Here is a 16981-nt window from a genome sequence, read left to right as displayed (position 1 = left end):
GCTGAGACCTGCAGCAGCCTGGTTCGGGGCTCATCTGCCCCGCCCTGACTCCAGAAGCCGACGGCGGCTCGGGAATCCCAACTCGGGAATTCCGAGCCGTTGTCAGCCGGTTCAGGGCCGATCTCAGAGTATGATGAGGTCATGTGAGGCGAGTCACTGTCAGCCGATTTGTGTTGGAATGAGCCGTTGGGTATCGTTTTACTTCGGGTTCACCCCCTGAAAAGGGCCTATAGCTCAGGCGGTTAGAGCGCTTCGCTGATAACGAAGAGGTCCCTGGTTCAAGTCCAGGTAGGCCCACATCCTTTCGAGGAGGATCATGAAGAAATGGATTCTCAGTGGTCTCACACTTGTGGGACTCGGTGCATTCTTCGGGTGGCGGCACAAGAATCAAAGTGCCCAAGCCGAATGGTCCGAACACACCGACTCGGTGTGAAGGTGATTCCCTTCTGGGGGTATGGCGCAATTGGTAGCGCACCTGCTTTGCAAGCAGGGGGTTAGGGGTTCGAGTCCCCTTACCTCCACCAGAAGTACGTAGGCTCCGAACCAGTAAGGTTCGGAGCCTACGTCGTTCTGGAGGGGAACTGTCAGGCTCGCCAGTAGCCCAAGTATGCGTCGATCTCACCGTCGAAGGCATGAAGGGTCCGATCGCCGTTGTAGTTCTGCTGCCAGACCTGTCCCTCGTAGTAGATGCCGATATGGCCGTAGACGCTGGTCTCGGCATCATCGCCCCAGACGAGGATGTCACCATTCTCGAACTTCTGGTCCGTGTGCCAATTGAATCCGCTCGCCGCCATGTGCTGACCGCCGATGCCGCCCTTCTGATAGTCCACGGCATTTCCCCAGGCGCTGTGGTCGACGCCATGGACTTCCTCCAGGGCGCGGGAGATCAGGCTCACGCACTCCCCTTGAAACGTGCCCTGCGAGTTCGCAAGGCCCTGACCCTCATAGTGGTGAAGGAAGTCTCCGATGCTGTCGAACTTCACTTCGGCCGATGGAGCCGCTGAGACGCCCTGCCCGGCCTCGACTCGTGTTCCGCCAACGGTGGCTGTCGAGGCCTCAGCGCCGGTGGCAGAGGTGCCGGTGCCGACCAGGGATGCGCCGGCAATCGTCGTTGCCGCCAAGGTCTTCGTGATTGCGGTTTTCAGGTTCATTCCTCATCCGTTCGTTCCGCGTGACACTGTGATTAGAAGCACTGTGATGGGAAGCACTGTTCCTCCAATATCGACGCTAACAACTGCCCTGAGCGGACTTCGCCGCTGGTGAAGGGTGCACAGTGAACTGTGAGGGAGTGTCTGCGTCTTCGGCACCTGCCGTTCATCGGCCAGTTGTTGACCGGATGAGATGATAGTTGAAGTCAGCGGTGCAGATTGAGGTTTTCCCCACCGACAATTCGGTGCCGACGGAATAAGCTGGAGTGTATTCTCGTTGACACCCCTGTCTGCACGCACAGTTGGCTGCTGTGAGCAGCTTCCCGCCCAGTCCGGGCGATGACAGACCCTTTGATCGGAGCACCCCCTTGTCCAGCGACACCTCTCACTCACGTGCGAACGACGCACAGGCTGAATCCATCGATCCTGCCGGAATGCGGGTGATCTGGCTGCTCCTGGTGGCCGCTTTCGTCGCGATCCTCAACGAAACGACGATGGCCATTGCAATCCCAGAGCTCAACGCTTCGCTCGGGATCCCGCCGGAGCTCGGCCAGTGGCTGACCAGTGCGTTCATGCTCACCATGGCCGTCGTGATTCCGACGACCGGATTCCTCCTGCAGCGCTTCAGCACCCGCCAGATCTTCCTGGCGGCTATGATCCTGTTCTCCGCGGGCACCCTGATCTGCCTCGTGGCTCCCGGATTCACCGTCCTGCTCATCGGACGCGTCGTCCAGGCAGCGGGCACCGGCATCATGATGCCCCTGCTGATGACGACGATGATGAATGTCGTCCCAGCACACTCACGCGGTCGCATGATGGGCCGAGTCGGCCTCGTCATCTCACTCGCACCGGCAATCGGTCCGACGATGTCGGGCATCGTGCTCGACTCTCTGGGATGGCGCTGGCTGTTCGCCATCGTCCTGCCGATCGCAGTCATCGCACTCGGGCTCGGCGCGAAGTGGATGACGAACCTGGGTGAGGGCACCCACGCACCGATCGACTACGTCTCCGTCGTTCTCTCCGTCTTCGCCTTCGGCGGAATCGTCTTCGGCCTCAGCCAGTTCGGCGGAGGACATGGCGGCGATGCGGGAGGAAGCTCATCAACCGGCTTCGCGTGGACTGCGATCGCCGCCGGACTCGTCTTCCTGGCCCTGTTCGCCTGGCGACAGCTGATGCTGCAGAAGGAGGATCGGGCGCTGCTCGACCTGCGCGTCTTCTCCGCGAAGAACTATGTCATCGCGGTCATCATCATGGCCGTCGTCGCACTGGCCATGTTCGGTACCTTCTCCCTGCTTCCGCTTTACCTGCAGAACGTTGCCGGGCTCAACGCCACCCAGTCCGGTCTCGTCCTTCTGCCGGGATCGATCCTCATGGGCGTCCTTGCTCCCGTCATGGGCCGCATCTACGACGCACGAGGCCCCAGGACCCTGCTGGTGCCAGGATCGATCATGATCGCTGCATCGATGTTCGCGTACTCTTTGGTCGGCGTGGGCAGTCCGACCTGGGTCCTCGTCGTCATCCAGACAGTTATGTCTTTGGGACTGGCCGCGTCGTTCACGCCCCTGTTCTCCGCCTCCCTGGGGTCGCTCGATCGCAAGCTGTACTCGCATGGATCCGCTGCGCTCAACACCATGCAGCAGGTGGCAGGAGCTGCCGGAACCGCGCTTCTCATCTCGATCTACTCCTCCGCGCTGCACTCGGGTGAGGCCGCAGGACGTTCCGTTGCGGAGTCGGGTGCGCCGGGAGCGCACAATGCGTTCCTGCTGGCCGCAATCATCGCTCTGGTGCCCGTGGTGCTCTCGTTCTTCATCAAGAAGCCCGAGGACCAGGAGGACGCCCCCGCCGAGGTGGTCCACTCGGCTGCGGAGACTCCAGCCGAATGATCTGATCTGAGGTTCGATGCGGCCCAGGTGTGCTGACCCGTCAGGGCCCAGCAGACCTGGGCCGCATCGCGTTGAGGACCAGGGCTTGGTCAGGCGGACTGTCCGGTCTGTGCGGTCACATTCTGCGCGGTCACGGTGTGCGGCTCCCCGGCTGCTGCTTGTCGCCCGGCATCCGGCGCGGTTGAACTGCGACGCAGCTCTCCGCCCCGGCTGAAACCGGCGATGACGAGAACGACAAGGCCGGCGGCTGTGACCAGAGAGCCCGCCCACAGTGGTGATGCGTAGCCGAGGCCGGCGGCGATGGTGATTCCGCCGATCCAGGCACCGAGGGCGTTGCCCACGTTGAAGGCCGCGATGTTGGCACCCGATCCCAGCGTCTGAGCGTCTTTGGAGTGACGCATGATGCGCATCTGCATTGCAGGCACGGTGGCGAAGCCGAAGCCGCCCATGACTATCAGTGCGATGATCGCGGCGATCTGGCTTCCCGCGACCTGGGAGAACACAGCCAGAATGATGACGAGACCGATGAGCAGGGTGATCAGCGTGGCCCCGAGGTTCTTGTCTGCGGCCCGTCCCCCGAGGAAGTTGCCGATGAACAGTCCGACTCCGAAGAGGACGAGGAGCCAGGGCACCGATGAGCTGGCAAATCCCGAGACCCCCGTCAGCGTGAAGGCCATATAGCTGAAGGCACCGAACATCCCCCCGTAGCCGAGGATCGTGATGAGAATCGACGCCCATACCTGCCCGGACCGGAAGATGCGGAACTCGCCGAGGATGCTGCCGGTGTCGCTCGCCTGTGCAGCGGTCGCCGGGATGAGAAGGACGATGCCGACGAGTGCGATGACCCCGATGATGGAGATCACCCAGAATGTCGATCGCCAGCCGGCGGCCTGACCGAGGAAGGTGCCCAGGGGCACGCCGAGAACGTTGGCACTGGTGAGACCGGCAAACATCATTGAAATCGCGGCTGCTTGGCGATGTGGTGCAACGAGGCCGGCGGCGACAACGGAGCCGATTCCGAAGAAGGCGCCGTGGCAGAGTGCGGCGACGATTCGACCGATCATCATCATGTCGTAGCTCGGTGCGAGAGCGGAGAGGACATTGCCGATGATGAACAGAACCATGAGCACGACGAGTGCGACCTTGCGATTGACGCGGGTCAGAGCCACGGTGATGAGGATGGCACCGACGGCGACAGCGAGGGCATATCCCGAGATGAGATAGCCGGCCACGGTCTCGGAGACTCCGAAGTCGGCGGACACCTCGGGCAGCAGGCCCATGATGACGAACTCCGTGAGTCCGATTCCGAACCCGCCGATGGCGAGAGCGAGAAGTGCGAGTGGCATGGTGTGTATCTCCCTTCGCACCAAGACGGCGGACCACCTCGGCGCGTGTGCAATAGAAGGCGTATGCAGTAGTTGCAAACGCAACGGAATAAATACTTGCACACGCGTTCTATCCGCGCAAGTGGTGTATTCTGTGATGACGGCGATCTGAAGGAGAGACACATGGGCATCAGAGATGACGCGGTCGAGATCCGGTCTCGTGGCTGGCGTACTCTTGCTGCTCTGCACGCATTGATCGAGACCGAACTGGAGCGCTCACTGCAGCGCGAGCATCAGCTTTCGGTCGTCGAATACACGGTCCTGGACGCGCTCAGCCGGCAGGATGGCTGGCACATGCGGATGCGGCAGCTGGCCCGTGCGGCAGCCCTCTCGAGCAGCGCCACGACGCGTCTCGTCACCCGTCTTGAGGATCGCGGACTCCTGACGAGGATCCTCTGCGATGACGACCGTCGGGGAATCTACACCGAACTCACCGAGTCCGGATGGAAACTGTTCGCCGCGGCCCGCCCGACGCATGATCGGGTTCTCGAAGCGGCGCTGGCCGATGCCGTAGAAGTGCCGGAGCTGGAGCCTTTGGTCACTGCTCTGCACTCCGAGGTGGCCCAGGCTTAGGCTAGAGGCTCATGGGCGCTCAGATCCTCCCCGCCACAGCAGAGCGCTTCGATGACGTGGAGACGATGCTCGGGCCCAAACGCGGCCCCGATGCCATCGCCTGCTGGTGTCTGACCTATCGGCTCGGCGGCAGAGCGTCCTCCAGGCTCGATGCCGTCGAGAGGAGGGACGCCGTCTACGATCTGTGTTCCCAGTCGCCATCACCGGGGATTCTGGCCTATCTCGAGGATGAGGTCGTCGGGTGGTCTTCGGTGGCACCTCGCTCACAGGTTGCAGAACTGGCCGATCCCAAGAAGTATCCGAGAGTCGATGATGTCGAACCCTGGTCGATCTTCTGTCTGCGTACACGCGGAGGGAAGCGACGGCAGGGCATCGGGCAGCAGATTCTCCGGGGAGCAATCGAATTCGCCTGGGCCAACGGCGCTGAGGTGATCGAAGGCTACCCGCTCGGCAGCACGGAGAAACTGGCACCGGCTGGAGTCCGCGTGAGCAGCAGAACCCTCGCTCTTGCGTCCGATTGCGCAGTCAGCGTCTGAGCGGGTAATATCGGCCTGTACTCCGGGGGTATGGCGCAATTGGTAGCGCACCTGCTTTGCAAGCAGGGGGTTAGGGGTTCGAGTCCCCTTACCTCCACTCGAGAAGCTATTGAGACAGCACTCGTAAAAGAAGATCCCGCCGACAGCGATATGGACGCTGTCGGCGGGATCTTTGTCTGTGCTCTTATCCGTGTGTCTGAGCCGAAGACCAAGGCCTGGAGCTCAGGCCCTGGTCTCTCAGTCTCAGGCGTGAACGCGGATCAGGTGTTCGTTCGTGAACGCCTGGAATGCCCACTGGGCGTTCTCGCGGCCGTAGCCCGAACGGTTGATGCCGCCGAACGGGTACTCCGGTCCCGATTCCATGTGGGAGTTGATGAGCGTCATGCCGGCGTTGATCTTGGCGCCGAATTCCTCTCCCTTTTCGAGGTCATCGGTCCAGACCGAGCTCATCAGGCCGTATTCGGTGTCATTGGCCAGACGCAGCGCATCCTCTTCGTCCTTGGCCCGGTAGACCATGACCGCGGGTCCGAAGAGCTCGTTGCAGCCGAGGTCCGACTTCGGATCGATGTCGGAGATCACGGCCGGCGACATGAACCAACCAGGGCGGTCGAGCTTCTTGCCACCGGTGTGCAGAGTGGCACCATCGGACACAGCCTTGTCGATCATGGCGACGATCTCATCAAGTGCACCCTCGGAGGAGACAGGGCCCATGCCGACCTCCGGGTCGTCGAAGGTCGAGACCTTGGTGGCCTCCGCGGCCTTGACGGCCTCGGCGAGGAATTCGTCGTAGAGATCATCGACGACGATCATGCGCTTCGGCGAGGTGCAGACCTGGCCGGCGTTCGCCAGGCGCAGGCCGACGAGCTTCTTGGCCAGTGCCGGAACGTCCTTGGAGTCGAGGACGACGGCAGGATCATTGCCGCCGAGTTCGAGGACGGCGCGCTTGTAGTACTTCGCAGCGATGGAGGCGACGGAGGCACCTGCTCCCTCGGAGCCGGTGAGGGAGAAGCCTTTGACGCGGAAGTCCTTGAGGACCTCCTCGGCGTGGGAGCTGTCGAGGTAGATGTTCTGGTACACGCCCTTGGGCAGACCCGCCTCGGTGAGGAGATCTTCGAAGTACTGCGAGGACTTCGGGCAGATCGAGGCCTGCTTCATGATGATCGCGTTGCCGACCATGAGGTTGGGCAGCACGAAGCGGGCGATCTGGTTATAGGGGAAGTTCCACGGCATGATGCCCAGCAGAACGCCCAGCGGCTGGTGGCGGACGTAGCTGCTGGCCGCACCCGCTGCTGCGAGGTGTGTGGGGGCCAAGTGGGTGGCGGCGTTATCGGCCATCCACCGTGCCGTGCGGGCGACCTTGTCCACCTCGCCCAGTCCCTGCTTCTTGACCTTGCCCATCTCGCGGCCGATGATGTCGGTCATCTCGTCGGCATTGGCATCGACGAGGTCGGCGAACTTCCGGAGGATCGTCGCGCGCTCATGGAGCGGCGTCTCCTTCCACGAAAGGTGAGCCTCGTGGGCACGATCGATGTAACCGGGGATCTCTTCCTTCGTGACGGAAGCGAACTCTTCCTCAACCTCACCGGTGTTGGCGTTTGTCACTGCGAACTTGCTCATAGGACGTCCTCTCGTGAATAGATTCACCTAAGTATGACAACACGCGGAAAGGCCCGGCAATTCCCTCTCCATCGTGAGACAAGAGGGCAATCGGGTCGAACTGTGGGGACCCGTCTTCGCATGAAACGGGTGTGGCTCAGTCCTCGGTCGACGATGTCACCTGAGCAGCCGCCTCGGCGGGGACGATTGTCCTCTCACGTGCCTGACGATTGCGTCTGACCGCGAATGACAGGGCGGCAGCGACAGCGCACATCACGGCCCCGCCCCACCAGGCATAGGTGTATTCGCCGAAGACATCGCGGATGACACCGGCGCCGAAGGCTGCAGCCGCGGCGCCGAGCTGGTGCGCTGCGAAGACCCAGCCGAAGACTATCGTGCCTCGATCGCCGAAGACCTCACGACACAGCGCCGAGGTGGGCGGAACGGTCGCGACCCAGTCGAGGCCGTAGATGACGATGAAGAGCACCATGGACGGATGCACGATGTCCGAGAGCAGCCAGGGCAGGAGCAGGAGTCCGACGCCGCGGAAGGTGTAGTAGGTGAGCAGAAGGATGCGCGGGTCGAATTTGTCGGTCAGCCACCCGGAGAACACGGTTCCGGCGATATCGAAGATCCCGACGACCGCGAGCAGGCCCGCCGCTGTGGTCGTCGGCATGCCGTGGTCGTGTGCGGACGGGATGAAGTGAATGCCGATGAGACCGTTGGTCGTCGCCCCGCAGATGGCGAACGCAATGGCCAGAGCCCAGAACGATCGATGTCGAGCAGCGAAGGTCAGGCCGGCGAAGGCGCGCTTGGCGGCTCCGCCTGTGGGCCGCTCGTCGGGCATATAGGTCTCGGGATCGGCGCCATAGGGCAGGACACCGCGGTCCTCTGGACGGTCGCGGAGGACGAACCACACGACCGGCACGGCCACGAGAGCCGCTGCCGCGATGAGCAGAGAAGCCGGACGCCACCCCGTCGACTCCGCGATCGCGGCGACAGGAGGCAGGAAGATCAGCTGGCCGGTGGCCGAGCCGGCGGTGAGTATGCCCATGACCAGTCCTCGGCGGCGGATGAACCACCGATTGGCGATGGTTGCGGCGAAGACCATGGCCATCGACCCAGTACCCAGCCCGATGAGCAGCCCCCAGAAGACGAGCAGCTGCCACGAGGCGGTCATGATCACGCTGCCCCCGGCGCCCGCTGCGACGAGGATGAGAGCAAGCGCCACGATCTGGCGGATTCCGAAGCGATCCATGAGTGCCGCGGCGAATGGGGCCGTGAGCCCGTAGAGGATGAGATTGACGCTGACTGCCAGGGACATGACGCTCATCGACCAGCCGAAGTCATTGTGGAGCGGGATCATGAGCGCGCCCGGGGCTGCCCGGAAACCTGCCGCGGCGAGCAGTGCGAGGAACGCGACTGCGGCCACCCACCAGGCGGGGTGGATGCGGCGACGCTTGCTCGTCATGGCGCCAGGGGGGCCCACTGGAGTGGTCGACATCGATCCCTCATACTTTCTTGAAAGAAGTTATACTGGAGGCAGTATAACCAGACTTCTTACGAAGAAAGGTAACGCTCATGGCGTTGAGATCCGACTGGTCCGAGGCGCTCTGCCCCGTCGGGCGCTCTCTCGACGTGCTCGGCGATCCCTGGGTGCTGCTCATCGTCCGCGACGTGCTCCACGGACACGGACGCTTCGACACACTGCGCGAGAATCTGCGGATCTCCGAGGCGGTCCTCAGCAGGCGTCTGCACTCGATGGTCGAGGCCGGTCTGTTGGAGAGAGTCGACTATCAGGACGGGGCACGCACCCGTCAGGGCTACGCCGCCACCGAGGCTGCTGCCGATCTGCTGCCGATCCTTCAGCAGCTCGCGGTCTGGGGTGAGAAGCACACCACGATGCCGGCCGGCGGCGCACACATGCCGATGATCCACGACACCTGCGGGCAGGAGACGATCCAGGGTGAAGTCTGCAGCTCCTGCGGCGAAGTCCTCGTGCCCGAGGCGATGACCTGGGTCAAGCCCTGGAAGGTCGAGAAGGGCGGCGAGGGCCTGGAGGGACAGAAGGGCACCCGTGAGAAGCTCCAGCCCGCAGGGACGCTGGTCTAGACTGATTCAGAATCGCCGAACTGACTCAGAGACGCCGAGGAGCAACGATGCCCCAGCACCGCAGGCTGACGTACTTCGTCGCACTCTCGATCGACGGCTTCATCGCCGGCCCGGATGGCGGCGACCCCAGCGGATGGTGGCCCATCACCGATGACTACATCGACTTCATTCGCACCGATTATCCCGAAACCCTGCCCGGACCAGCCAGGGACGCGATGGGCATTACGGTCCCGGGAATCCACTTCGACACAGTCATCGAGGGACGTCGGTCTTTCGAACTCGGCCTGGCCGCAGGACTGTCCGATGCCTACCCTCATCTGCGGCATCTCGTGGTCTCTTCGACCCTCGGGGCCGACCCGGAGTCCGCTGTCGAAGTCGTCAGCGATGATCCCGTAGGACGTATCCGCGATCTCAAGGGTGAGCAGGGCAAGGACATCTGGCTCGTCGGTGGCGGAACGCTGGCCTCGAGCCTGCGTTCGGAGATCGACGAGCTCATCATCAAACTCGGCCCTGTCACCCTCGGCACGGGTGTGCCCCTGTGGGGCTCTGAGTCCGACTTCACCATGGACACCTGGAAGAACACCGAGGTGCGAGCGTTTCCCGGCGGAATGACCTTGTTGCGGTTCGAGCGGGCCGGGGACGGCTGACAGACGGTCGTCGGCTGGGTTGACTCAAGACCTGTCCGGGGCGATGTGCACTGTGAATGGTCGTGTAGCTGAGTCATAGGCAGCTGTCGTGCCGGTGGCTCCCATGCCGCTGGCTCGGGCCGGCTCATAGGTTCGCACGTCGCTACCGCCCTGCCACTGATTGACCCACACGACGCCCGCGGGGATGCTGGCAGCCAGAGCGATGTGATCGGCATTGCGCGAGTACACCGTGGCAGCCAGTCCGAATGATGATTCCGACGCACGCTCGAGCCCCTGGGCGAATGAGGACACGACCGAGACCGGAGCGATGGGACCGAAGGTCTCCTCACTCATGACCGACATCGAAGAGTCGACATCGGTGATGACAGTTGCCGGATAGAAGAACCCGTGCCCGGCGGGGACTTCACCTCCTGTTCGCACCGTGGCACCTTTCGCTACGGCATCGCTCACCTGGTCACCGACGATGTTCCGCTGCCTCTCGTCGACCAGGGGTCCCATCATCACGTCCGCCTGCAGGCCATCGCCGAAGGCGTACGCTTCGGCTGCCTTGACCAACTCGACGACGAATTCCTCGGCAATGGCCTGATGCACGTAGATGCGTTCCATCGATGTGCAGATCTGTCCCGTATTGACGAACGAGCCGAAGGCCACCGCCTCAGCGGTCGCCCGAACATCGACGTCTTCGTCGACGATGACGGGATCCTTTCCACCCAGTTCGAGAACTGCACGGTGCAGTGCCTGTCCTGACGCGGCACCGACCTTCCTCCCAGCGGACACTGAACCGGTGAAGTGGACCAGATCGATGTCGTCGTGGCCTGCTAACGGTTCACCGGCGTGGACGTCGCCGAGCACGAGGTTGAGGACGCCGTCGGGAAGGTCGAGCAGTTCGAACAGTCGCACTGTCGACAGTGGTGAGCGTTCCGAGGGCTTGATCACTACAGTATTTCCGGCCGCAAGCAGGGGGCCCAGAGCGCCTAGAACCATCGTGACGGGGAAGTTCCACGGTGTCACGACGGCGGCCACGCCGACCGGTTGGCGGATGACTCGAGTGCGACCCCCGTCGGGATCGTCGGTGGAGGCGTCGAATGCGTATGTCAGCGCCTCCTGTGCGGAGGCCTTCAGCCCGCCAACGCCGGCCGCGATGAAGCTGCGGCCGATGCCCACGGGTTTGCCCATCTCGCGGCATTCGAGTTCGGCCAGTTCGTCGGTGTGCTCCTCGATACGATCGGCCCATCGGATGATCCGGGCTACGCGGTCCTCGACCGTCAGCGCCCCCCACGCCGATTGGGCTGTCTTCGCCGAGGCGACTGCCAGGTCGACGTCGGCTGCTGCCCCTTCCGGGAATTCGGCAACCGACTCCTCGGTCGATGGATTGACCACCGTCAATCGGTTCGGGCCCTGGGAGTTGGTCCAGATGCCGCCGATGTAGTTCTGCAGTGTCTTCACAATTGTCGCGTCTCCTCTGATGATGGGAAATGGTCGGTGGCTGTGCCGGAGTCTGCCTATGCCCTGGTCAGTCGATGCGGTCGGCCATCAGCTCGCCGACCATGATCGATGCCAGGTTCGTGTTGGCGCGGGGCACCGAGGGGAAGATCGATGCATCGACGATGTAGAGGTTCTCGATCCCGTGCACTCGGCAGTCTGAATCGACGACGGTGGTCGGGTCGTCGGCACGTCCCATGCGGCAGGTGCTTGTTCCGTGCTGAGCATCGGCGACAGTGGCCAGCAGGTGGGCATCCAGTGCGTCATCGTCGTCGAGGACAGAGAAGAGTTCCTCATTGCAGTCCTTCACGGATCCTCCGAGGATGGCCTGCGTCGCGTCCTGCTCGAGCAGTTTCACTGCGGCCCGGATGCCAGCACGGAGTCGGGCACGGTCGCCAGTCTCGGAGAGCATCCGTTCTGCGACTGCAGGTTGCGCGTGAGGGTCAGCCGAGGTCAGCGTGACCGTGCCGCGGGAGTCAGCCTGGTTGAGCCAGACCCCGAAGGCGCCGTACTCGGCACCTGTGTTCGCCGTCGCCATGGAGATCACGCTCTGGTTCATCGAAACGAACATCAGATCGTTGTATCTGACTGTCTCGGTTCCCTCTTCCGGGCCGCTGGACCAGCGCACGCACACATTCGTGTGGCGATCGTCCGGTGACGAGATGCCCGAGGACTCATTGAGCGGAAGGGTGATAGACGCCATCGCATGGTCCTGCAGGCCCTGTCCCACGGGAAGGTCGGCGAGGACGTCGATGCCCAGAGGCTCGAGCTGGTGGTGTGGGCCGATGCCAGATCGTAGGAGGATCGTCGGTGAGTGGATGACCCCGGCGCTGAGGACGACGGTGTCCGCATACCAGGTCTCAGAATTCTCCCCGGTGAGCAGGCTGACACCGACCGCGCGCAAGTCCTCGAAGAGGATGCGGTCGACGATCGTCTCGCCGAGGATGGTGAGAGTCGGCAGCCCACGTGCGCCTTCGAGGTAGGCGTCGTTGACGCTGACTCGGCGCGAATCATGAGAGTTGATGGGGTAGGGAGAGACTCCTGTCGCCTGCGGTGCATTGACATCGGCGGCCCAGGGGTGGCCGGCGGCCAACGCTGAGTCGGCCAGTGCCAGGTCCACTGCGCCCCACTTGTTGCGCGGCGCGCGGTAGATGGGAGTGGGCCCGGAGTCGCCGTGAAATTCGTACGCGCCGTAGTCTTCGTCTTTCTCGAGTTTGGAGAAATAGGGCAGGACCTCCGCACCCGACCAGCCCTCGCACCCGGACCTCGACCATTCGTCGAAATCCTCGAGCGGCGGGCGGATCGCAATCTGCCCATTGACCGATGAGCTTCCTCCCACGCCCTTTCCTCTCCAGTAGATTGCTTCGGGCTGAGTATCGGTGCGGGTTGCGTTGAGATCGGTCCACATCATTCCTGCTATGGCGTCGGGCTCCATGATCGCGACAGCAGGGTTCGGTGATCTCCACGCCTCGTGCATCTCTGCCGATCGATAGTCACGCCCGGCTTCGATGAGAAGGACACGCTTCCCCTTCTCCGCCGATCGAACCGCGAATGCCGCCCCGGCGGAGCCGGCGCCGATGACGATGATGTCCCAGTTGTCTTCTTTCACGTCACATCTTCCTTGAGAACGGGTAACTTGGGAGTGGGTGGCGGTCTGTTCCGCTCTTCCACTACAATGACGTACATCACAACATTCAGTCAATAGTGAATGTTCATTGAAGAATGAATTGTTATGAAGGAGTTCGACGTGGCGGCGCTCGCAGACACAGACGACCGGGAAGCGAAGGCGTCGCTGATCGAGAGTTTCAGTCGTCGGATCGGCGAGGCAATGAATTGGCCCCCGATGGCAGGTCGCGCAGCCGGCGTTCTCATGCTCAGCGACTCACCGCTGAGTACGGCCCAGCTCCAAGACGCTCTCGACGCGAGCAAGGGCTCTGTCTCAGAGACTACGAGGCTGCTCATCGATAACGGCGTGATCGAACGGTTCAAAGAACCGGGACAGCGGCAATTTGTCTATCGCTGGAGGTCAGACGCGTGGATCGGATGTCTGGATCACCAGTATCGGGCAACGACTCAACTGCTGGATTTCGCGGAGTCGGTGCAGGATCAGGGCAGAACGCTGCCAAGTGTCCAGCGTCGGCGAGTCGAACAGATGGAAGCGTACTACCGCTTCATGACCGATCGGCTTCAGGAGCTGCTCCGGGAATACTCCGAATCTGAGGCGTCAGGCGACGGCGTCTGAGGACTCTTCGGGCGTCGCGACACCGATACGAGACCTCCAGACCCGTTCGACTCGGATCGTAGCTGCGACGACGATCAGGGAGGCCAGCGCGAGGACGATCGCGACGACGACGGGGGCCTTGAACCCCCAGCCGAGTGTGATGACTGCGGCGCCGAGCGCTGGCCCGAGGGCATTGCCGACGTTGAACGCCGAGGTGTTCACGCTGGCCGCCAGGGTCGGCGCCTGAGTGGCGATCTGGAATACCCGGGCATTGAGCGCTCCTGCAATCGAGAAGCCGCTGGCACCGATGAGGACGATCATGACAATCGCCGCCCAGCCGGTGTCGGCCACCAGCCACAGAGCGAAGAGACTGAGTGCCAGGGCCGCGAGGCTGCCGACGATGTTGCCGAAGACGTTCCTATCGGCGAAGCGTCCGCCCACGATGACTCCGATGAAGGCGCCGATGCCGAAGGCTGCCAGAACTCCGGGGACAAGGTCGTGGGAGATCCCCGCCACCCGGGTGAGCAGGGGCGAGAAATAGGAGAATGCGGCGAAGACCGAGGCTTGGAAGAGCGCGGTCGTTGCCAGTGCCAGCCAGATTCGTGGACCCTTGAAGGCTGCGAGCTCGGCCTTGAGGAGAGTGGGCATATGCTGGCTTGACCCGGTGTCTTCATTCCTCGGGTTCCGCACTGTGAGCGCGATGAGGACGGCGGCGAGTGCGGTGACGATGGCGACGGCCCAGAAGGTCGCTCGCCATCCGTACTGCGTGCCTACCCAGGTACCCACGGGCACACCCACGAGGTTGGCAACGGTCAGCCCGCCGACGAGGCTGGCCAGGGCACGACCATGCACCTCGGCGGGGGCGATGCGCGTCGTATGGACAGCGGCCACTGCCCAGAACCCTCCGCAGGCGATGGCCGCCAGGACGCGGGTGACCATGAGGATCGAATAGTTCGGCGACAGTGCGGCCAGGATGTGCAGCGCGGAGAACGCGATGATCGAGATGATCATGGTGGCCCGACGCGGAAGCTTGAGCGTCAGCAGTGCCATGGCCGGTGCCCCGCCGATCATCCCCACGGCGAATCCGGTGATGAGCAGGCCGGCCTGCGGGATGCTGACCTGCAGATCCGCACTGATGGGTTCGAGGATTCCGGCGATCATGAACTCGCTGGTGCCGAGGCAGAAGATCACCGTTGCCAGCAGGTAGACCTGAACCGGGACACGGACTCTTGCCTGAGTCGTCGTCACTGTGTGCTGCCTTCGGTAGAGATGAGGTGTCCGGGCGCATACGTGCGGGGTGCCAAGTGGTTGTGCAGTGCTGTGATTCCCTCGGGTGTGCACAGTGCTTCGATGAACGCGCTCGCCTGAGCCTGGATGTTGTCAGCAGGCATGACCCGAGCAGCGATCCTCAAACCGGCGAGCACGCTGTAAATGAGCTCCGCGTGCACTTTCGTGTCGATATCGGGGCGGATATGTTCCTCGACCTTTCCGCGCTCGAGGACGATGCTGTAAGCCTCCAGCCAGGCCTGGCGATCGGGATCGAGGATGGTGGACACCGCGTCGACCTCGCGACCGAGTTCGGCCGCGGTGTTGGCTGATAGACATCCGATCCGCTTATCGTCCTCGCATTGTTTGGCCAGTTCCCCGCCGAGGCGGTGCATGATGAGCGTCGGGGTCGGTGCTGTTCCTGTGCGCAGCTCCTCACGAAACGAGGTTCCGGACGCTGTGTATTCGCGCAGTGCCCGCAGGAACAGGGCATCGAGGCTGTCGAAGGTGTTGTAGAAGCTTGAGCGGCCGATGTTCGCACGTTCGCAGACCAGGCCGACGTCGGTGCCGGTGTATCCGTGTTCGCTGAAGACGGCGATGGCGGCCTTGATCACCGTCTGCTCGTCGAAGCTCTTCTTCCTGCCCATGGTGCGAGCCTAGAGTATTTTGGACATTTATGTCCAATAAGTTTCGGAGCACGTTCTAGACTGTTCTGACCTCGCTGGACGCTGACAACAGGTGTAAGGTGACGGCAAGGAACGATGGCGCTATTCCGAGTGGGAGGCCCGGGCGAGCTGTCCGCGGCGAAGAAGGGAACACGCATGAACCCAGTGAGCAAGGAGCGTAGGAAGCAGCTTCGCGATGATGATGCGAACTGGAAGCTCGGAATCTTCTACTTCTGTCCTCGGGACCCTTCGTTCCTCGTTCCGAAGCGCGTCGGCATCGGATGGTCGCTCAACTACGGCAGCCCGTGGTCGCTGCTGTTCATCCTCGTCATCATCGCTGTTCTGGTGTGGGGCGCCTTCTTCTGAGGTAGAGCTCGGGCACCGAAGGCGTCAGGCAGACAGGGCCCGGGATTGTTCTGCCGGGTGCGCCCACGTACTACTTCCTGCGAGACGAGAGCACGCAGAATTCGTTGCCTTCCGGATCGGCCAGGACAACCCAGGGTTGGTCCTCGGTCTGACCCACATCGGCTCGTCGGGCGCCGAGAGCGAGCAGTCGATCCACTTCGGCGGCCTGGTCTTCGGGACGGAAGTCGAGGTGAAGGCGATTCTTCACGGTCTTGGTCTCCGGGTCGACTCCGAAGAGAAGGCCCGAGAGGGTGTGTTCCTCGGCTCTGATCTCCACTTCGTCCTCGTCCTCATAGATGACAATCCACCCGAGGGCCTTCGCCCACCAGTGGCCGAGCACATGCGGATCGTGGGCATCGACGACGAGCTGCTCCCATTCCAGTCCCATGTCCACAGATTAATGTCTCCACACTCGACTGTGAATGGCACTATGCCGGTTCAGACACCGACATCCTGCAGGTGGTGCCTGAGTTCGTGCAACCCATAGCGGGTCAATGAGGTCACCGTGAACTCGCGTCCATCGGAGCGGTAGCCGGTGCGTTCCCACTGTTCGTCGGTGATCTGAGCCAGATCGGCCGCATAGGCCAGCGCTGCCGCTCTCAGGTCAAGGGCCACCTCGGCGGGATTCTGGTGGCGGTAGTCGGATGCGATGGCTACGGCGTCGCCGTCGAAGTTCGGCAGGGTCGGTGCCGACTGCGAGACGATCAGCGAAGTGCGTTCGCGGAACAGGTCGAGGATATCGCGCACATGGGCGGCGTACTCGACATCCGACCAGCGATCCGATCGGGCACGAACACTGGCATTCGGCCTGGTCAGCACTTCACTCCAGGCATCAGCGGAAGCCGAGACATAGTCGGGGACCGCTGTGACATCCTCGTCGCCGGTGAACCCGCACTCGGCGCACCCGGTCTCGAGCACATCAGCCCAATCTCGTGTGTCCGGTTCGATATCGCGCTGGACATCGGTATCGGGCTCGGTGCCCTGCGCATCTGGCTCTGTTTCGCTCATGTCATGTCCCTGACCTGTCGTGGTGTGGTTAGTCGTGTCGCAGCTGTGACGGCC

Annotated in this window: 17 protein-coding genes and 3 tRNA genes; 10 read left to right on the top strand and 10 right to left on the bottom strand. The window is 62.8% G+C overall.

The genetic code is table 11. The features are described from left to right. Positions 1 to 223 precede the first annotated feature (223 nt). Positions 224 to 297: transfer RNA gene (locus HU144_RS03730), tRNA-Ile, on the top strand. A gap of 151 nt (positions 298 to 448) precedes the next feature. Continuing rightward, positions 449 to 524 (top strand) — tRNA-Ala (locus HU144_RS03725). A gap of 60 nt (positions 525 to 584) precedes the next feature. Here HU144_RS03725 and HU144_RS03720 read toward each other — a convergent pair. Continuing rightward, a complete protein-coding gene (locus HU144_RS03720) occupies positions 585 to 1151 on the bottom strand; it encodes a hypothetical protein (protein WP_235350201.1) in 567 nt (188 codons plus the stop codon). Between the two features lie 431 nt (positions 1152 to 1582). On the opposite strand from HU144_RS03720, the gene HU144_RS03715 reads away from it, so the two are divergent. Next, entirely contained in the window at positions 1583 to 3031 is a 1449-nt protein-coding gene (locus HU144_RS03715; protein WP_235352653.1) for an MDR family MFS transporter, read from the top strand. 89 nt (positions 3032 to 3120) lie between these two features. Here the strand turns inward: HU144_RS03715 and HU144_RS03710 are convergent, their stop codons facing one another. After that, positions 3121 to 4377, bottom strand: coding sequence for an MFS transporter (locus HU144_RS03710; protein ID WP_235350200.1), 1257 nt, complete (start codon positions 4375 to 4377; stop codon positions 3121 to 3123). 162 nt (positions 4378 to 4539) lie between these two features. Between HU144_RS03710 and HU144_RS03705 the strand changes: the two genes are divergently transcribed. The 3 genes from HU144_RS03705 to HU144_RS03695 all read left to right on the top strand — a co-directional run bounded on the left by HU144_RS03705 (position 4540) and on the right by HU144_RS03695 (position 5622). Then, positions 4540 to 4989, top strand: a complete 450-nt coding sequence (locus HU144_RS03705) for a MarR family winged helix-turn-helix transcriptional regulator (protein ID WP_235350199.1) — start codon at positions 4540 to 4542, stop codon at positions 4987 to 4989. A gap of 11 nt (positions 4990 to 5000) precedes the next feature. Then, entirely contained in the window at positions 5001 to 5525 is a 525-nt protein-coding gene (locus HU144_RS03700; RefSeq protein ID WP_235350198.1) for a GNAT family N-acetyltransferase, read from the top strand. A gap of 24 nt (positions 5526 to 5549) precedes the next feature. After that, positions 5550 to 5622 (top strand) — tRNA-Ala (locus HU144_RS03695). 146 nt (positions 5623 to 5768) lie between these two features. On the opposite strand, the gene HU144_RS03690 is transcribed toward HU144_RS03695, so the two are convergent. Both HU144_RS03690 and HU144_RS03685 read right to left on the bottom strand, forming a co-directional pair. Further along, positions 5769 to 7142: an NAD-dependent succinate-semialdehyde dehydrogenase gene (locus HU144_RS03690; protein WP_235350197.1), complete on the bottom strand. Its 1374-nt coding sequence runs from the start codon at positions 7140 to 7142 to the stop codon at positions 5769 to 5771. A gap of 136 nt (positions 7143 to 7278) precedes the next feature. Next, a complete protein-coding gene (locus tag HU144_RS03685; protein ID WP_197679693.1) occupies positions 7279 to 8625 on the bottom strand; it encodes an MFS transporter in 1347 nt (448 codons plus the stop codon). A gap of 77 nt (positions 8626 to 8702) precedes the next feature. On the opposite strand from HU144_RS03685, the gene HU144_RS03680 reads away from it, so the two are divergent. Continuing rightward, the gene (locus tag HU144_RS03680) at positions 8703 to 9233 is read left to right on the top strand and encodes a winged helix-turn-helix transcriptional regulator (RefSeq protein WP_235350196.1); all 531 of its coding nucleotides are present in this window, start codon (positions 8703 to 8705) and stop codon (positions 9231 to 9233) included. 47 nt (positions 9234 to 9280) lie between these two features. After that, positions 9281 to 9880: a dihydrofolate reductase family protein gene (locus HU144_RS03675; RefSeq protein WP_235350195.1), complete on the top strand. Its 600-nt coding sequence runs from the start codon at positions 9281 to 9283 to the stop codon at positions 9878 to 9880. Positions 9881 to 9904: 24 nt separating this feature from the next. Here the strand turns inward: HU144_RS03675 and HU144_RS03670 are convergent, their stop codons facing one another. Beyond that, positions 9905 to 11326 carry an aldehyde dehydrogenase family protein gene (locus HU144_RS03670; RefSeq protein ID WP_235350194.1) on the bottom strand — a complete coding sequence of 474 codons (1422 nt, stop codon included), beginning with the start codon at positions 11324 to 11326 and terminating at the stop codon, positions 9905 to 9907. Positions 11327 to 11393: 67 nt separating this feature from the next. After that, positions 11394 to 12971, bottom strand: coding sequence for a GMC family oxidoreductase (locus HU144_RS03665; protein ID WP_235350193.1), 1578 nt, complete (start codon positions 12969 to 12971; stop codon positions 11394 to 11396). Positions 12972 to 13094: 123 nt separating this feature from the next. Between HU144_RS03665 and HU144_RS03660 the strand changes: the two genes are divergently transcribed. Beyond that, positions 13095 to 13604, top strand: coding sequence for a GbsR/MarR family transcriptional regulator (locus HU144_RS03660; RefSeq protein WP_235350192.1), 510 nt, complete (start codon positions 13095 to 13097; stop codon positions 13602 to 13604). Here HU144_RS03660 and HU144_RS03655 read toward each other — a convergent pair. Beyond that, complete coding sequence (locus HU144_RS03655; protein ID WP_235350191.1) at positions 13587 to 14831, bottom strand: Cmx/CmrA family chloramphenicol efflux MFS transporter; 1245 nt, start codon at positions 14829 to 14831, stop codon at positions 13587 to 13589. The genes HU144_RS03660 and HU144_RS03655 overlap by 18 nt on opposite strands. After that, positions 14828 to 15496 carry a TetR/AcrR family transcriptional regulator gene (locus tag HU144_RS03650; RefSeq protein WP_235350190.1) on the bottom strand — a complete coding sequence of 223 codons (669 nt, stop codon included), beginning with the start codon at positions 15494 to 15496 and terminating at the stop codon, positions 14828 to 14830. The genes HU144_RS03655 and HU144_RS03650 overlap by 4 nt, the downstream gene beginning before the upstream one ends. 114 nt (positions 15497 to 15610) lie before the next feature. Here HU144_RS03650 and HU144_RS03645 point away from each other — a divergent pair, with 114 nt between their 5' ends. Next, positions 15611 to 15880 carry a DUF5808 domain-containing protein gene (locus tag HU144_RS03645; RefSeq protein WP_235350189.1) on the top strand — a complete coding sequence of 90 codons (270 nt, stop codon included), beginning with the start codon at positions 15611 to 15613 and terminating at the stop codon, positions 15878 to 15880. A 70-nt stretch (positions 15881 to 15950) separates the two neighbouring features. On the opposite strand, the gene HU144_RS03640 is transcribed toward HU144_RS03645, so the two are convergent. Together HU144_RS03640 and HU144_RS03635 are read right to left on the bottom strand one after the other, a co-directional pair. After that, positions 15951 to 16307 (bottom strand): VOC family protein, encoded by a 357-nt coding sequence (locus tag HU144_RS03640; RefSeq protein WP_235350188.1) that lies wholly within the window; start codon positions 16305 to 16307, stop codon positions 15951 to 15953. A 50-nt stretch (positions 16308 to 16357) separates the two neighbouring features. Continuing rightward, entirely contained in the window at positions 16358 to 16927 is a 570-nt protein-coding gene (locus HU144_RS03635) for a DinB family protein (RefSeq protein ID WP_235350187.1), read from the bottom strand. Positions 16928 to 16981: the final 54 nt, after the last annotated feature.

The sequence above is a fragment of the Brevibacterium sp. UCMA 11752 genome (genome assembly GCF_021532235.1).
Lineage (GTDB): Bacteria > Actinomycetota > Actinomycetes > Actinomycetales > Brevibacteriaceae > Brevibacterium > Brevibacterium antiquum.
Note: the sequence above shows the minus strand (reverse complement) of the source record. Positions and strands in the feature narration are given on the sequence as shown.

What these genes read in the sequence shown, in the direction of transcription:
- HU144_RS03720 (WP_235350201.1), bottom strand. Translation starts at nt 1,151, where the DNA reads ATGAACCTGAAAACCGCAATCACGAAGACCTTGGCGGCAACGACGATT.
- HU144_RS03715 (WP_235352653.1), top strand. Translation starts at nt 1,583, where the DNA reads ATGCGGGTGATCTGGCTGCTCCTGGTGGCCGCTTTCGTCGCGATCCTC.
- HU144_RS03710 (WP_235350200.1), bottom strand. Translation starts at nt 4,377, where the DNA reads ATGCCACTCGCACTTCTCGCTCTCGCCATCGGCGGGTTCGGAATCGGA.
- HU144_RS03705 (WP_235350199.1), top strand. Translation starts at nt 4,540, where the DNA reads ATGGGCATCAGAGATGACGCGGTCGAGATCCGGTCTCGTGGCTGGCGT.
- HU144_RS03700 (WP_235350198.1), top strand. Translation starts at nt 5,001, where the DNA reads ATGGGCGCTCAGATCCTCCCCGCCACAGCAGAGCGCTTCGATGACGTG.
- HU144_RS03690 (WP_235350197.1), bottom strand. Translation starts at nt 7,142, where the DNA reads ATGAGCAAGTTCGCAGTGACAAACGCCAACACCGGTGAGGTTGAGGAA.
- HU144_RS03685 (WP_197679693.1), bottom strand. Translation starts at nt 8,625, where the DNA reads ATGTCGACCACTCCAGTGGGCCCCCCTGGCGCCATGACGAGCAAGCGT.
- HU144_RS03680 (WP_235350196.1), top strand. Translation starts at nt 8,703, where the DNA reads ATGGCGTTGAGATCCGACTGGTCCGAGGCGCTCTGCCCCGTCGGGCGC.
- HU144_RS03675 (WP_235350195.1), top strand. Translation starts at nt 9,281, where the DNA reads ATGCCCCAGCACCGCAGGCTGACGTACTTCGTCGCACTCTCGATCGAC.
- HU144_RS03660 (WP_235350192.1), top strand. Translation starts at nt 13,095, where the DNA reads ATGAAGGAGTTCGACGTGGCGGCGCTCGCAGACACAGACGACCGGGAA.
- HU144_RS03650 (WP_235350190.1), bottom strand. Translation starts at nt 15,496, where the DNA reads ATGGGCAGGAAGAAGAGCTTCGACGAGCAGACGGTGATCAAGGCCGCC.
- HU144_RS03645 (WP_235350189.1), top strand. Translation starts at nt 15,611, where the DNA reads ATGGCGCTATTCCGAGTGGGAGGCCCGGGCGAGCTGTCCGCGGCGAAG.
- HU144_RS03640 (WP_235350188.1), bottom strand. Translation starts at nt 16,307, where the DNA reads ATGGGACTGGAATGGGAGCAGCTCGTCGTCGATGCCCACGATCCGCAT.
- HU144_RS03635 (WP_235350187.1), bottom strand. Translation starts at nt 16,927, where the DNA reads ATGAGCGAAACAGAGCCAGATGCGCAGGGCACCGAGCCCGATACCGAT.